The sequence below is a fragment of the Rhizobium sp. BG4 genome (genome assembly GCF_016864575.1).
Lineage (GTDB): Bacteria > Pseudomonadota > Alphaproteobacteria > Rhizobiales > Rhizobiaceae > Rhizobium.
Map to the genome: position 1 here is coordinate 721,556 of NZ_CP044125.1, position 12,686 is coordinate 734,241.

The following is a 12,686-nucleotide window of genomic DNA, read 5'->3' on the forward strand; positions in this document are numbered from 1 at the left end:
ATCATTCAATCAAAATAAAGAATGCGCCCCTGCTTCTCTCAGGAGCGCATTCAATCCGCGCTAAGCGGACCCCAGCGATCAAACCTTGACCGGATCAGGGGCAGGGAACTTGTGGCTGCTCAATCACGCAGCTTGAAATCAGAAATGTCTAACGGCGCGATTTGTTCCGCCGGAGCCGCCATGCCTGCCATCGCCGGCTTGGCGTCGAGGCCGATCACCGAGGTGGTGGAAGTCGGGTCGATGCCATCTGCGGGCGTTCCGGTCTTGTTGAAGGCCTGGACGACATCAGGCGTCGCCTTGGTGACGAAGACGACGGGCGAGCCGCCCATCCAGCCTTCGGTGCGGTAGAGCTTCTTCTGGCCGTCGATATCGCGCAGTTCGCTCGCCTGCAGCGCGCCCGGCGCCAGCGTCGGGACGGTGTAATCCTTCTTGCGCTCGGAAACGGCGAGCGGCGGGCAGCTGGTGCAGGTTTCCTTGAGGATGCTGCCATTGCCTTCCGGCGCGGAAGGAGCAACGACATCGATGGACGATGCCATGGCCGAACCGGCGATAAGGGCGATTGCCGCACCGAGGATGAACTGACGCATGAACGCTACTCCGTCTGACTATGAACAGGAGAATAGCGCGTCTTTATTTCCATCCGGTCAGGGGAAAGGGTAAAAATTTAGCGAACTGACCCGATTTCGGGCCAGCCCTACGCCTTTTCGCGCTCGACCGCGCGCCAGCCGATATCGCGGCGGCAGAAACCGTTGTCCCACTCGACCTGATCGAGCAGCGCATAGGCATGGCGCTTGGCATCGCTGACGCTTTCGCCCGTCGCCGTGACGTTCAGCACGCGGCCGCCGGTGGCGACCAGCTGGCCGTCCTTCAGCGCCGTACCGGCATGGAAGACCTTTGCCCCCTCGCCTGCTGCCGGCAGAGAGCCGATCGGCGTGTTCTTGTCGTAGGCGCCCGGATAGCCCTTGGAGGCCATGACGACGGTGAGAGCCGGATCATCGCTCCATTCGGCGGAGACCTGATCGAGCGTGCCGTCGGCGCAGGCGAGCAGCAGCGGCAGCAGATCGCTCTTCAGGCGCATCATCAGCACCTGGCATTCCGGATCGCCGAAGCGGACATTGTATTCGATGAGCTCGGGGCCCTTGGCGGTGATCATCAGACCGGCGAAGAACACGCCCTGGAACGGATAGCCGCTCTCGGCCATGCCGCGCATCGTCGGCTCGATGATTTCCTTCATCGTGCGCTCGACCATTTCCGACGTCATGACCGGGGCCGGGGAATAGGCGCCCATGCCGCCAGTATTGACGCCGGTATCACCCTCGCCGACGCGCTTGTGATCCTGAGCGGTGGCAAGCGCCAGCGCATGCTTGCCATCCGACAGGCAGAAGAAGCTTGCTTCCTCGCCATCGAGATAGGCCTCGACCACGACTTCGGCACCGGCAGCGCCGAATGCGCCTTCGAAACAGTCGTCGACGGCGGCGAGCGCCTCATCGACGGTCATCGCCACGGTGACGCCCTTACCGGCTGCCAGGCCATCGGCTTTGACGACGATCGGGGCGCCCTGCTCGCGGATATAGGCCTTGGCCTTCGGGGCATTGTTGAAGCGCTGATAGGCGCCGGTCGGGATGTCGTAGCGGGCGCAGATATCCTTGGTGAAACCCTTGGAGCCCTCGAGCTGGGCGGCAGCGGCGGACGGACCGAAGACCTTGAAACCGGCAGCGCGGAGCGTATCGGAGAGACCGGCGACGAGCGGCGCTTCGGGACCGACGACGACGAAATCGATCGCCTTTTCGCGGCAGAAGGCGACGACGGCATCCTGGTCTTCGGTGTTGACGGCAGCGAGCGTCGCATGCTCGGCGATACCGGGATTGCCGGGCGCGGCATAGAATTCCGTCAGCAGCGGCGACTGCGCCAGCTTCCAGGCGAGAGCGTGCTCGCGGCCACCCGAACCGATCAACAGAACCTTCATGCCCGATCCTTTCCGTTTTCCGCTTGGCGGTTAAGGGGCGGGAGGCGAAAGGTCAAGTGTTGGAGGGCTGATCGATGGCGTAATCGCCGAGGTTCTGCCGTGTGGCCCCTCATCCGCCCTTCGGGCACCTTCTCCCCCAGGGGAGAAGGGGAAAGCCGCAGTGTCTCCGTCCCTTCTCCCCTGGGGGAGAAGGTGGCCCGTTAGGGCCGGATGAGGGGGCTGCCCGGTAGGACGCGCACTACCACCCCCGCCACCGCCGCCGCCTCCGCCGCCGCCCGAGGAGCCGCCGCCGCCGGAGAAGCCGGAGGACGAGCTCGATGGCGGTGGGCTTGGTATCGTCGAGGCGATGGTGGAGGCCATCGAGGAGGAGAAGCCGCCGATGCGATCGGAGAAGCTGCCGCTGTTGAAATTGCCGGAATACCAGGCCGGGCTATAGGCGACCGCGCCGGCTGCGGCGGCCGCCAGCCAGGTTTCGAAGGTCTGGCTCCAGGGCTTTTCGACGCCGAGCGCCACGGCATAGGGCAAGAGCTTTTCGAAATGCTGCGGCGACATCTCCGGCGCGCCCGCCATGTTCATGCGGTCCTTCTCGGCGAGCGTCAGATACTGCCTGAGGCCATCGATGCCATCCATCATCTTGGCGCCGAGCATCGTCGGCGCGCCCATGATGAAAACGTAGAGCATGTTGAGGAAGACGATGCCGCCGACGGCAAAGAGCATCGGCGTTTCATGAAACTCCATCAGCGACGAGAACAGCGCCAGCGCCAGTGAGGAGACGATCGAGAAGCCGATGAAACCGGCAATGCCGATCGCCACGACCGACATGATCTTGGCGCCGAGCGAATGGCCGCGCCTGAACGACTTGGCAAAACCGGCGACGAAAAGCGAAAGGAAGGCGACGACGGCGATCGGGACGATCATCAGCGCGATCGTATCGGGCTGCAGCGAGCCGAAGACGAAGAGGATGATCAGCACCGCGACGCTGAGCACGACGCCACCGATCACATAGCCGGTATTGGCGTTGTAATATTTGCCGCGATGCTCGCGCTCGATCGCCGAGCGGAAATTCTGGCCGACGGATTTGACCCGCTCGCCATTGGCCTTGTCGATGGTCAGCGATCCGCGGCTGCCGACGGCGTTCAGCAGGCTCGCCTCGCCCGCCTCGAACTTCTGGCCGACATTGGGTTTGTCGGTGCGGCGGATGACGATCGACTGCTTGAGATCCTCAAGCACGACGAAGCCGCGCACGGCAAGGTTCAGCGCGCTCGCCGACAGCGCCGTCCAGCCCTGGCCGGAGAAGCCCTTGTTATCGATGTAATTGACGAGCGCCGGCGAGATGCCGTCAGGCGCATCCCAGCGCGGCACGACGACGCCACGGGCCGGATCGCGCCCGACCTTCAGCCAGGAGCGGGTGTAGTAGAGGAAGACCAGCAGCAGACCGCCGAAGCCGATGAAATAATCGCGGTTATCCTTCAGCCACCACATGTTCTGATCGGATGAGCTCGGCGGATCAATGGCGCCCTTGGGAAACTTGACGGCGATCGTCAGTCCCTCTTCAGCGTTCAGAGGCTGTGTCGTGGAAAAGACCGGGCGGGTGTTGCTGCCGGAGACGCGGGCGTTCCTGTCCGTCGCGCCAAGCGGGCCGGTGAAGAAATTGGTATCGGTGGCGGCCACACCATCGGGCAGATTGACGGTCGCCGTCGCCGCCATGATCGGGAAGATCCAGCCGTTGCCGGTGACGTTCCAATAGAGTTCGTCGTGATCGGGGAAATAGCGTATCTGCCGGTTGGTGCGGTAGGTGAAGACATATTGATGGCGGCCGGGCGAGAGCATTACGTCTTCCGAACCGGCATAGATGCGGATGCCGCCGGAGATCGATTCCGTCTTCCAGGGTTCGTCATTCCCGTCGCGGGTGACCGAGACGACATCGAAATCGACGCTCCGCAGACGGCCGTTCTCATCGGTGAAGGTCAGCGGGAAATCGCGGAAGATGCCGCGGCGGATGCGGTTACCCTCGGCATTGACGGTGATGGTCTCGGCCACCGTCATCGCCCCGCTCTTTTCCAGCCGGATATCCGAATTGAAGGAGGAGATGATCTCGGCGCCAAGTGCCGTGCGCACCGTCAGCGTCATGAAGAGCGCCAGGCACACACCGAAAGACCGCAGGATCATTCCACCCCTCCCCGATCGCGGCAGCTGCCGCTTTGCTATCTCAACTTTCGTTGGCGTAGGTGACGCCGAGCGCGGCGAGCATGCGCCAATAGGCGGGAACCGTCTTGCCGACGCAATCCGGATCCAGAATGGTGATGCCGTCGATCTTCAGGCCCGCCAGCGCAAAGCTCATGGCGATGCGGTGATCGGCGAAGGTATCGATCGACGCCGGCAGATGCTGGCCGGCGAGATCAGGATCGGCATTGACGATCAGGTCGTCGCCTTCCTCGCGGGCGAGATCGGCACGGATCTGCGTCAGGCCGGTCGACAGCGCGCGGATGCGGTCGCATTCCTTGACGCGCAGATTGGCGATGCCGACGAAGCGGACGGGCGTGTTGTTGAAGGCTGCAAGAACGGCGAGCGTCGGCACGGCATCCTGCATCTGCGAGCCGTCGATTTCGGCCGGCAGGTTCGGGAACTTGGCGATGACGTCGTAGGCCTTGGCATCCGGCTGGGTGAAGGCAGCGTTGGGCACGCCGAGATCGATCTTTCCGCCGGTCAGCACTTCGGCCGCCCAGAAATAGGTGGCGGCGGAGGCATCGGGCTCGATGACGAAATCGACGGCGGTATAGCCTGTTGGTTCGACCTGCCAGGTGACGGGGCTGGTCTTTTCGACCTTGGCGCCGAACGCGCGCATCGCCGCCGTCGTCAGGTCGATATAGCCGAGCGCGCCGATATCCTCGCCGAGAAGCTCGATGGTGACAGGCTTGCTGCCACCGGCGGCCATCATCAGAAGCGCGGAGACATACTGGCTGGAAAGGCCGCCATCGATCTCGATGCGGGTGGCATCGAAAGTGCCGGTGCCGTTGATCTTGACGGGCGGGCAGCCGGCTTCGGTGCTGGCATCGATGCCGAGCGTGCGCAGCGCATCGACGAGCGGGCCGATCGGGCGCTTGCGCATATGCTGGTCGCCATCGACGATGACGGTGCCATCGACGAGTGCGGCAGCGGCCGTCAGGAAGCGGGTGGCGGTGCCGGCATTGCCGAGGAACAGCGGCTCCTTCGGCGGCAGAAGCTTGCCGCTGCCTGTTACCACGAAGCTCGTATCATCGGGCTCTTCGATCTTGACGCCCATGGCGCGCAGGGCGTCGGCCATATAGCGCGTGTCGTCGCTCTTCAGCGCGCCGGTCAGGCGGCTGGTGCCCTTGGCGAGACCGGCAAGCAGTAGCGCCCGGTTGGTGATCGACTTCGAACCCGGCGCCACGGCGCGCCCTTCGAGCGGAGCCTTGACCGGGATGATCGTGAGTTTCTTGTCTGTACCCATTACGCTGTATTCCATCCATTGCGCTGCCGTGACCGGCCCTGCTCATAGCAGCTTTTGCGCAAAGACAAACGTCAGAATTTGACCTGTGGGACGGCGCGATCCGCCTCGTTGGTGATCTCGAAATAGTCCTTCTTCTGGAAACCGAACTGACCGGCAACCAGATTGGACGGGAAGCTCTCGACCTTGACGTTCAGATCGCGGGCGGCACCGTTATAATAACGGCGGGCCATCTGGATTTCACTTTCCATGGTTTCCAGCGAGCTCTGCAGCTCAGCAAAATTCGCGTTCGCCTTCAGATCCGGATAGGCTTCGGCAAGCGCGATGACACGCCCAAGTGCGGCACCGAGCAGACCTTCGGCCTGCGCCCTGCCGGCCACATCGCCAGAAGGCACGGCCTGCGCCTTATTGCGCAAGGCCACGACCTCTTCCAGCGTGGTCTTCTCGTGGGTGGCGTATCCCTTCACCGTCTCGATCAGGTTCGGGATCAAATCCGCACGCCGCTTCAGCTGCACATCGATACCCGACCAGGCCTCCTCCGCCATCTGCCGGGCCCGCACGAGGCCGTTATAGACGAAGATGGCGTAGAGGGCGATCAGTACGATCAAGCCGAGAATGATATACATCGCGAATCCCCCGCAACGGAAATAGAGTTGCGGCGAGACTATGCATGTTGCGAAGAATTGTCATCCGGGAACTCACGCGATCGTGAGCTCCCCAAAGCGGTGATTTACGCGGCGTCTTTCGCGAGGTTGACCCCGCCAGCATCCGTCAGCAGGAAGGCTTCGCCGCAGGCCTTGGCGAGCGTGCGGACGCGCAGGATGTAGCCCTGGCGCTCGGTGACCGAGATGACGCCGCGGGCGTCGAGCAGGTTGAAGACGTGGGACGCCTTGATGCACTGGTCGTAGGCCGGGAAGACGCATTTGTGGAGGCGCTGGTTGTCGGCATCGCCGGGGGCGCCGGCGGCGAGCAGCGCCTGGCATTCCTTCTCGGCATCGATGAAATGGCGATGCAGCATCTCGGTATTGGCGAATTCGAAATTGTGGCGGGAATATTCCTGCTCTGCCTGCAGGAAGACTTCGCCATAGCTGATCTTCTCGTCGCCTTCGCGGCCGTTGAAGTTCAGGTCGTAGACGTTGTCGACGCCCTGGACATACATGGCGAGGCGCTCGAGGCCGTAGGTGAGCTCGCCCGCAACCGGCGCGCATTCGATGCCGCAGACCTGCTGGAAATAGGTAAACTGCGAGACTTCCATACCGTCGCACCAGCATTCCCAGCCGAGACCCCAGGCGCCGAGCGTCGGGCTTTCCCAGTCGTCCTCGACGAAGCGGATATCGTGCAGCAGCGGATCGAGGCCGATGGCGGCGAGCGAGCCGAGATAGAGCTCCTGCAGGTTCGGCGGGTTCGGCTTCAGGATCACCTGGTACTGGTAATAGTGCTGCAGGCGGTTCGGGTTTTCGCCGTAGCGGCCGTCCGACGGGCGCCGGGAGGGCTGCACATAGGCGGCCTTCCACGGCTTCGGGCCAAGGGCGCGCAGCGTGGTTGCCGGGTGGAAGGTACCGGCGCCGACTTCCATGTCGTAAGGCTGCAGAACCGCACAACCCTTGTCCGCCCAGTAATTATGCAGGGTCAGGATCAGCGCCTGGAAGGAGCGCTTCGGATTCATATGGTCGGGGATCGATGCAGACATGGGAATTCACCGTTGCTTATTTTGCCGGGACAGGTGCCACGGCGGGGGACAAGGGTCAATAGATAACGTATGATCGCAATGGTTTCGAACGGATACAGGCTATGAACGTCAAGACCACAGTGACGCTGTCGGATGAGGACCTCCGCTTTGCCGAGGAACTGGTGGAAGCCGGGCGCTTTCCGAGCGTCTCCGACGTGATCGGCGAAGGGCTGGCGCGGCTGCGGCTTGAAGAGAGCGGCGAGGACGATCCGGTTGCGGGGATGGCGGATGAGATCCGGCGGCGGATGGAATTGCCGCGGGATCAGTTCATCAACATGGAAGACGACGACCTCTTCGAGCGCGTCCGCAAACGGCTGAACTCCAGGCCCGCGCGATGAGCGAACGCTACCGCCTGCGTTATCACCCAGGCGCGACCGACGATCTCTTCAATATTTTCACGCTGATCGAAGACTATGCCGGGACGGCTATCGCCAACCGGAAGTTTTCCGAGATCGAACGGGTGACGAAAAGCCTGGTCGACTTCCCATACAAGGCAGCCCCTCGGGACGAGGTCTGTCAGGGGCTTCGCATCATTCCGGCCGCCGAAGAGGCGGTCATCTGCTTCACGATCGACGAAGGCGACAAGTCCCTTCTTATATTGGCGATCGGCTATGCCGGTTCGGACTGGGAAGCACGCGTGAAAGAGCGGCGCTAAGGCGCCTACTCATCCTCCCGCTTCACCCGGTACTCGCCGGTCACCGGATCCTTCACCAGCGTGCCGACGGCGCCGGTCTGGCGCTCCCTTTCGGTGCGGCGGGATTTTTCCTGGAGGCGCTGGGCGTCGGAGATGAAGCGGCGGTAGAGCCACCAGCCGGCGCATATCAGGATTGCAATCGTAACAAGCTGCGCCATGGCCCCCTCGCCTATCTCTTCTTATAGCCCGTAGCGGCTCCACAATGCCTTTTCTTCGGCTGTTTCGACAAGTCCCGCCGCAAGACCTGATGCCGCACCTTCGAGCGACATGGTGGAGATGCCGGGAACGCGGCGGCCGAAGAGGCCGCGGGCGGCGGTGACGAGCTCCAGCTTCGTCTTGTGGCCGTAGCGCTTCTTCAATTCCTGGCGCATGTCGCCGAGGCCGTCGATGAGGCCGAGTTCGAGGCCGCGGGTACCGGTCCAGAACAGGCCGGAGAAGACGGTCGCGTCATCCTTCAATTTGCCGGCGCGGCGCTCGCGCACCATCGATATGAAGACCTGGTGGATCTCGAGCTGCAGGGTCTTCAGATACTCGATGTCCTTTTCCTTTTCCGGCTGGAAGGGATCGAGGATCACCTTGTTTTCGCCGGCGGTATAGACGCGGCGCTCGACGCCGATCTTCTTCAGAAGTTCCGGAAAGCCGAAGCCGCCGGAGACCACGCCGATCGAGCCGACGATCGAGGTGGGATCGGCGATGATCTCGTCACCGGCCAGCGCGATCATGTAGCCGCCGGAGGCCGCGACATCCTCGACGAAGACGAGCACCTTCTTCTGCTTCTCGCGGGCCAGCTCACGGATGCGGGTGAAGATCAGGCGCGACTGGACCGGCGAGCCACCGGGCGAATTGATCGAGATCGCCACAGCCGGCGCATCCTTGGCGGAGAAAGCCTTTTCGAGCATCGGGGCGACCGAGGCCAGATTGAGCGCAGGACGAAACTGGTTGCCGCCGCTCATGATGGCGCCCTGCAGCCTGACGACGGGGATCACCACCCCTTCCTTGCGGAAGCGCTTCGGCATCAGCTTTCTCAAAAATCCGGCCATTTTCAAATCCTTCTTCGCATTTCGGCGTCGCAATCCATGTATGCAGCGCAACGGCAAACACAATGGGAAAGCGCCGAAAACCGCGTCAGAATTACCGGAAAAACGCACACTCCATTTTCTTGTTGCGAATGACTTGCATTATCATTCTAATCGGTCATAGTGCCAATATAAGCAACAGGTGGAAATGACATGGATGTTTTGAATCCGCAGAGAAAAGGCGGCTGGCGGTATGAACGCCAGGAAGCCTCGCTCTCCGACGTCTATCGCAGCGTCAATACGAGACGCGACGGATCGAAACTCCGCAGGATCGCCGCCTTTGCCGGCCCGGGCTACATGGTCGCCGTCGGCTACATGGATCCGGGCAACTGGGCGACCTCGCTCGCCGGTGGTTCGAAGTTCGGCTATGCGCTGCTGACGGTGGCGCTGCTTTCCAACCTGATGGCGATCGTGCTGCAATCGCTCTGCGCCCGGCTCGCCATCGGTTCCGGCCGCGATCTGGCACAGGCCTGCCGCGATGCCTTTCCGAAGTGGGTTTCCGTTCCGCTCTGGGCCTTTGCGGAAATCGCCATCATCGCCACCGATATCGCCGAGGTGATCGGCACGGCGATCGGTCTGAACCTGATCTTCGGCGTGCCGCTGGAGCTCGGCGTGCTGATCACCGCGCTCGACGTTTTCCTCATCCTCTACCTGCAGAAGATGGGCTTCCGCTGGGTCGAGGCCTTCATCATCACCCTGCTCGGCGTCATCGCGCTCTGCTTCGGCGTGCAGATCCTGCTTGCCGATCCGCAATGGGGCGCGGTTCTCAAGGGCTTCTTCCCGACGACGGAGATCGTCACCAATCCGGAAATGCTCTACCTGGCGCTCGGCATTCTCGGCGCCACCGTCATGCCGCATAATCTCTACCTGCATTCCGGCATCGTGCAGACACGCGACTTCGGCCACACGCTGCCCGAAAAGCGCGAGGCGCTGACCTTTGCGACGATCGACTCGACGGTGGCGCTGTGTTTCGCGCTGCTGATCAACGCCTCGATCCTGATCCTGGCGGCAGCCGCCTTCAACGCCAATGGCCAGACCAATATCGTCGAGCTCGGCGAAGCGCACTCGCTGCTGGCGCCGCTGCTTGGCCTCGCCATCGCGCCGACGCTGTTCGGCATCGCTCTGCTCTGCTGTGGCCTGAATTCAACGGTGACGGCAACGCTTGCCGGCCAGATCGTCATGGAAGGCTTCATCAAGATGAAGGTCCAGCCATGGGTGCGCCGCCTGATCACCCGGGCGATCGCCATCATCCCGGCCGCCTTCGTCACCATCTGGTACGGCGATGCGGGGACGGCGGAACTGCTGATCCTGACGCAGGTCGTGCTCAGCCTGCAGCTCTCCTTCGCCGTCTTCCCGCTGGTGATGTTCACCGCCAGCAAGGCGAAGATGGGCGAACTCGTCGCTCCCCGCTGGCTCTCGGCGATCGCCTATCTGATCGCCATCGTCATCGCCGGACTGAACATCAAGCTGCTCTTCGACTTCGTGATCGGCTAAAGCCGCTCATAGGCCGCGCGGCCGTTGTTGAAATCATCGACGAGGGGGGAGAACTTGTGGCTCCCCTCTTCGTGCATGATCAGCGGCGCGCGCAGCGACAGCCGTGCCCGCGAGCCCTTGATCGCCGTCAGCAGGATGCGCACGGCGTTTTCGCCCTGGCGGGGATGGATGGCGGTGATTTCGATGCCGCCGAAGCGGCGGCCGCAGGCGGCGATGATCTCGGCGATCGATTCCGGGCGGGCGATCAGCGACAGCTGGCCGCCAGGGATCATGATGGCGCCGGCGGTGCGGATCCAGCTTTCGAACAATCCTTCGGTCATCGCATGCGCCTCGGCCTTCAGGGCATCCGGCGTCTTGCGGTCGCCTGAAGCGTTAAATGGCGGGTTCATGATGACGTGGTGGAAGACCTCGTCGGGAAGCCCAGCATCGTTGCGCGCCTTGGCAGTCAGCGTCACATCGGCCTCGATTACCGAGACGCGCCCGGCCATATGGGCGTTTTCGGACAGAGCGATGCTGCGGCGGGCATAATCCGCCATCTCCGCCGAGCGCTCGAAGAGAACGGCTTCAGCCTTCGGAAGCCGCGAGGCGACGCCGAGCCCTGCCGCACCGGCACCGGCGCCGAGATCGGCAACCCTGACCGGCCTGTCATCGGCGACCAGAGCGGCGAGCAGCATGGCATCCATACCCGACCGGTGCCCCCTGCCCTTCGGCTGGACGATGTGGAAGCCGCCGCGGTGGAAGGCATCGATCGTTTCGGAAACCGGGCTCGTCATAGGTTCACTTTTCCGCGCGCAGCTCGTCTGCCAGACCGGCATCGGTGAGGATGCGGCGGGCCTGAACGGCGCGCTCGTCATCGACAAGCAGGCGGCGCGGCAGCATGCCGAGCGAACCCTCCAGAATGCTCATGCCCTGATCGGCTACGAAGCAGTGAATTCCGGCATCCTTTAACAGGCTCTGCGCAAACGAGAGCAGGACGGGATCGTTGGCACGGATAAGTTCATGCATTTGCGGTCAATTCCGTTTCAAATTTGCGCTACGCGACAATTCACCCCTTGCCGCTTCTGCCGCCCCTTTCTATTGTCAAATTCAAAGAGTGAACAGGAGTCCGGGTCGTTGGGCGTGGTCATACCGCTTGAAGAAAGCAAAAACAAACTGGCATCCGTCAAGCCGCTGGTCGATTTGACAAAGGCGGACATGGAGCGGGTCAACCAGCTTATCCTTTCGAAGGCCGGTTCCGACGTGCAGATGATCCCGGAGGTGGCCAACCACCTGATCTCTTCCGGCGGCAAGCGCCTGCGCCCGATGCTGACGCTCGCCTCGTCCTGTCTGTTCGGCTACAAGGGCGAGAACCACATCAAGCTCGCGACCTCGGTCGAATTCATGCATACGGCGACGCTTCTGCATGACGACGTGGTCGACGAAAGCGACCTGCGCCGCGGCAAGTCCACGGCCCGCACCATCTGGGGCAACCAGGCCAGCGTCCTCGTCGGCGACTTCCTGCTCGGCCAGGCCTTCCGCATGATGGTCGATGTCGGCTCGCTCGATGCGCTCGACGTTCTCTCTTCGGCTGCCTGCGTCATCGCCGAGGGCGAGGTACTGCAGCTTTCGGTCGCCAAGAACATGGAAACGACCGAGGACGACTATCTCTCGGTCATCCGCGCCAAGACGGCGGCGCTGTTTGCGGCAGCCGCCGAAGTCGGCCCGATCGTTGCCGATGCCGGCAAGTCCGGCCGCAACGCGATGAAGTCCTACGGCATGAATCTCGGCCTCGCCTTCCAGCTGGTCGACGATGCGCTGGATTACGGCGGCAAGGCTGCCGATCTCGGCAAGAATGTCGGCGACGATTTCCGCGAAGGCAAGATCACGCTTCCCGTCATCCTCGCCTACCGCCGCGGCACGCAGGAAGAGCGTGCCTTCTGGCGCGATGCGATCGAGGGCGGCAACAGCAGCGATGCGAACCTTGAAAAGGCCCTCGGCCTGATCACCAAATACGGCACGCTGAACGATACGATCGCCCGGGCGGTCCACTATGGCACGATCGCGCGCGACGCTCTGGCGCCGCTTCCCGATACGTCCTGGAAATCGGCCATGATGGAAGTCATCGACTTCTGCATCGAGCGCGTGAACTAATCAAAGGTCTTTGATCGCGGGCTGATTTTGTTGCAGGGCCGCTTCAAAAAAGCCATCCTGTTGTGAATCAGTCATTGCAACTGATTTCGCAGCCGGAGCTTGCCGGCTGCATTGAAGAGAGGTTTTCT

Annotated in this window: 13 protein-coding genes and 1 pseudogene; 4 read left to right on the forward strand and 10 right to left on the reverse strand. The window is 62.6% G+C overall.

The features are described from left to right. Window positions 1-119: 119 nt before the first annotated feature. The 6 genes and pseudogenes from F2982_RS03810 to F2982_RS03835 all read right to left on the reverse strand — a co-directional run bounded on the left by F2982_RS03810 (window position 120) and on the right by F2982_RS03835 (window position 7,125). On the reverse strand, window positions 120-587 hold the full coding sequence (locus F2982_RS03810) for a plant virulence effector HPE1-like domain-containing protein (protein WP_203429286.1): 468 nt from the start codon (window positions 585-587) through the stop codon (window positions 120-122). Window positions 588-694: 107 nt separating this feature from the next. Then, on the reverse strand, window positions 695-1,966 hold the full coding sequence (purD, locus tag F2982_RS03815; protein ID WP_203429287.1) for a phosphoribosylamine--glycine ligase: 1,272 nt from the start codon (window positions 1,964-1,966) through the stop codon (window positions 695-697). 246 nt (window positions 1,967-2,212) lie between these two features. Beyond that, window positions 2,213-4,135, reverse strand: a pseudogene (locus tag F2982_RS03820) (DUF2207 domain-containing protein); the annotation flags it as partial. 40 nt (window positions 4,136-4,175) lie between these two features. Then, the gene (locus tag F2982_RS03825; protein WP_203429288.1) at window positions 4,176-5,438 is read right to left on the reverse strand and encodes a 3-phosphoshikimate 1-carboxyvinyltransferase; all 1,263 of its coding nucleotides are present in this window, start codon (window positions 5,436-5,438) and stop codon (window positions 4,176-4,178) included. 71 nt (window positions 5,439-5,509) lie between these two features. Continuing rightward, window positions 5,510-6,061, reverse strand: coding sequence for a LemA family protein (locus F2982_RS03830; RefSeq protein WP_199626520.1), 552 nt, complete (start codon window positions 6,059-6,061; stop codon window positions 5,510-5,512). Window positions 6,062-6,165: 104 nt separating this feature from the next. Continuing rightward, a complete protein-coding gene (locus F2982_RS03835) occupies window positions 6,166-7,125 on the reverse strand; it encodes a glycine--tRNA ligase subunit alpha (RefSeq protein ID WP_112719098.1) in 960 nt (319 codons plus the stop codon). A 101-nt stretch (window positions 7,126-7,226) separates the two neighbouring features. Here F2982_RS03835 and F2982_RS03840 point away from each other — a divergent pair, with 101 nt between their 5' ends. Together F2982_RS03840 and F2982_RS03845 are read left to right on the forward strand one after the other, a co-directional pair. Then, a complete protein-coding gene (locus F2982_RS03840; protein ID WP_112719099.1) occupies window positions 7,227-7,502 on the forward strand; it encodes a hypothetical protein in 276 nt (91 codons plus the stop codon). Beyond that, complete coding sequence (locus F2982_RS03845) at window positions 7,499-7,819, forward strand: type II toxin-antitoxin system RelE/ParE family toxin (protein WP_203429289.1); 321 nt, start codon at window positions 7,499-7,501, stop codon at window positions 7,817-7,819. Before F2982_RS03840 ends, F2982_RS03845 begins: the two co-directional genes overlap by 4 nt. 5 nt (window positions 7,820-7,824) lie before the next feature. Here the strand turns inward: F2982_RS03845 and F2982_RS03850 are convergent, their stop codons facing one another. Together F2982_RS03850 and F2982_RS03855 are read right to left on the reverse strand one after the other, a co-directional pair. Next, window positions 7,825-8,016, reverse strand: a complete 192-nt coding sequence (locus F2982_RS03850; protein ID WP_112719101.1) for a hypothetical protein — start codon at window positions 8,014-8,016, stop codon at window positions 7,825-7,827. Window positions 8,017-8,037: 21 nt separating this feature from the next. Next, the gene (locus F2982_RS03855; protein ID WP_199626518.1) at window positions 8,038-8,898 is read right to left on the reverse strand and encodes a S49 family peptidase; all 861 of its coding nucleotides are present in this window, start codon (window positions 8,896-8,898) and stop codon (window positions 8,038-8,040) included. 189 nt (window positions 8,899-9,087) lie between these two features. Between F2982_RS03855 and F2982_RS03860 the strand changes: the two genes are divergently transcribed. Continuing rightward, window positions 9,088-10,428 carry an Nramp family divalent metal transporter gene (locus F2982_RS03860; RefSeq protein ID WP_112719102.1) on the forward strand — a complete coding sequence of 447 codons (1,341 nt, stop codon included), beginning with the start codon at window positions 9,088-9,090 and terminating at the stop codon, window positions 10,426-10,428. On the opposite strand, the gene F2982_RS03865 is transcribed toward F2982_RS03860, so the two are convergent. After that, entirely contained in the window at window positions 10,425-11,201 is a 777-nt protein-coding gene (locus F2982_RS03865; protein ID WP_203429290.1) for a methyltransferase, read from the reverse strand. The two genes, F2982_RS03860 and F2982_RS03865, sit on opposite strands and share 4 nt — an antisense overlap. Window positions 11,202-11,205: 4 nt before the next feature. Then, the gene (locus F2982_RS03870; protein ID WP_112719104.1) at window positions 11,206-11,433 is read right to left on the reverse strand and encodes a DUF2007 domain-containing protein; all 228 of its coding nucleotides are present in this window, start codon (window positions 11,431-11,433) and stop codon (window positions 11,206-11,208) included. Between the two features lie 108 nt (window positions 11,434-11,541). Here F2982_RS03870 and F2982_RS03875 point away from each other — a divergent pair, with 108 nt between their 5' ends. Further along, window positions 11,542-12,558 (forward strand): polyprenyl synthetase family protein, encoded by a 1,017-nt coding sequence (locus F2982_RS03875; RefSeq protein WP_199626515.1) that lies wholly within the window; start codon window positions 11,542-11,544, stop codon window positions 12,556-12,558. The last annotated feature ends 128 nt before the right edge of the window (window positions 12,559-12,686 follow it).

Coding starts and splice junctions, on each gene's coding strand:
- F2982_RS03825 (WP_203429288.1), bottom strand. CDS start 5,438: ATGGGTACAGACAAGAAACTCACGATCATCCCGGTCAAGGCTCCGCTC.
- F2982_RS03860 (WP_112719102.1), top strand. CDS start 9,088: ATGGATGTTTTGAATCCGCAGAGAAAAGGCGGCTGGCGGTATGAACGC.
- F2982_RS03865 (WP_203429290.1), bottom strand. CDS start 11,201: ATGACGAGCCCGGTTTCCGAAACGATCGATGCCTTCCACCGCGGCGGC.
- F2982_RS03845 (WP_203429289.1), top strand. CDS start 7,499: ATGAGCGAACGCTACCGCCTGCGTTATCACCCAGGCGCGACCGACGAT.
- F2982_RS03850 (WP_112719101.1), bottom strand. CDS start 8,016: ATGGCGCAGCTTGTTACGATTGCAATCCTGATATGCGCCGGCTGGTGG.
- F2982_RS03835 (WP_112719098.1), bottom strand. CDS start 7,125: ATGTCTGCATCGATCCCCGACCATATGAATCCGAAGCGCTCCTTCCAG.
- F2982_RS03810 (WP_203429286.1), bottom strand. CDS start 587: ATGCGTCAGTTCATCCTCGGTGCGGCAATCGCCCTTATCGCCGGTTCG.
- F2982_RS03840 (WP_112719099.1), top strand. CDS start 7,227: ATGAACGTCAAGACCACAGTGACGCTGTCGGATGAGGACCTCCGCTTT.
- F2982_RS03855 (WP_199626518.1), bottom strand. CDS start 8,898: ATGGCCGGATTTTTGAGAAAGCTGATGCCGAAGCGCTTCCGCAAGGAA.
- purD (WP_203429287.1), bottom strand. CDS start 1,966: ATGAAGGTTCTGTTGATCGGTTCGGGTGGCCGCGAGCACGCTCTCGCC.
- F2982_RS03830 (WP_199626520.1), bottom strand. CDS start 6,061: ATGTATATCATTCTCGGCTTGATCGTACTGATCGCCCTCTACGCCATC.
- F2982_RS03870 (WP_112719104.1), bottom strand. CDS start 11,433: ATGCATGAACTTATCCGTGCCAACGATCCCGTCCTGCTCTCGTTTGCG.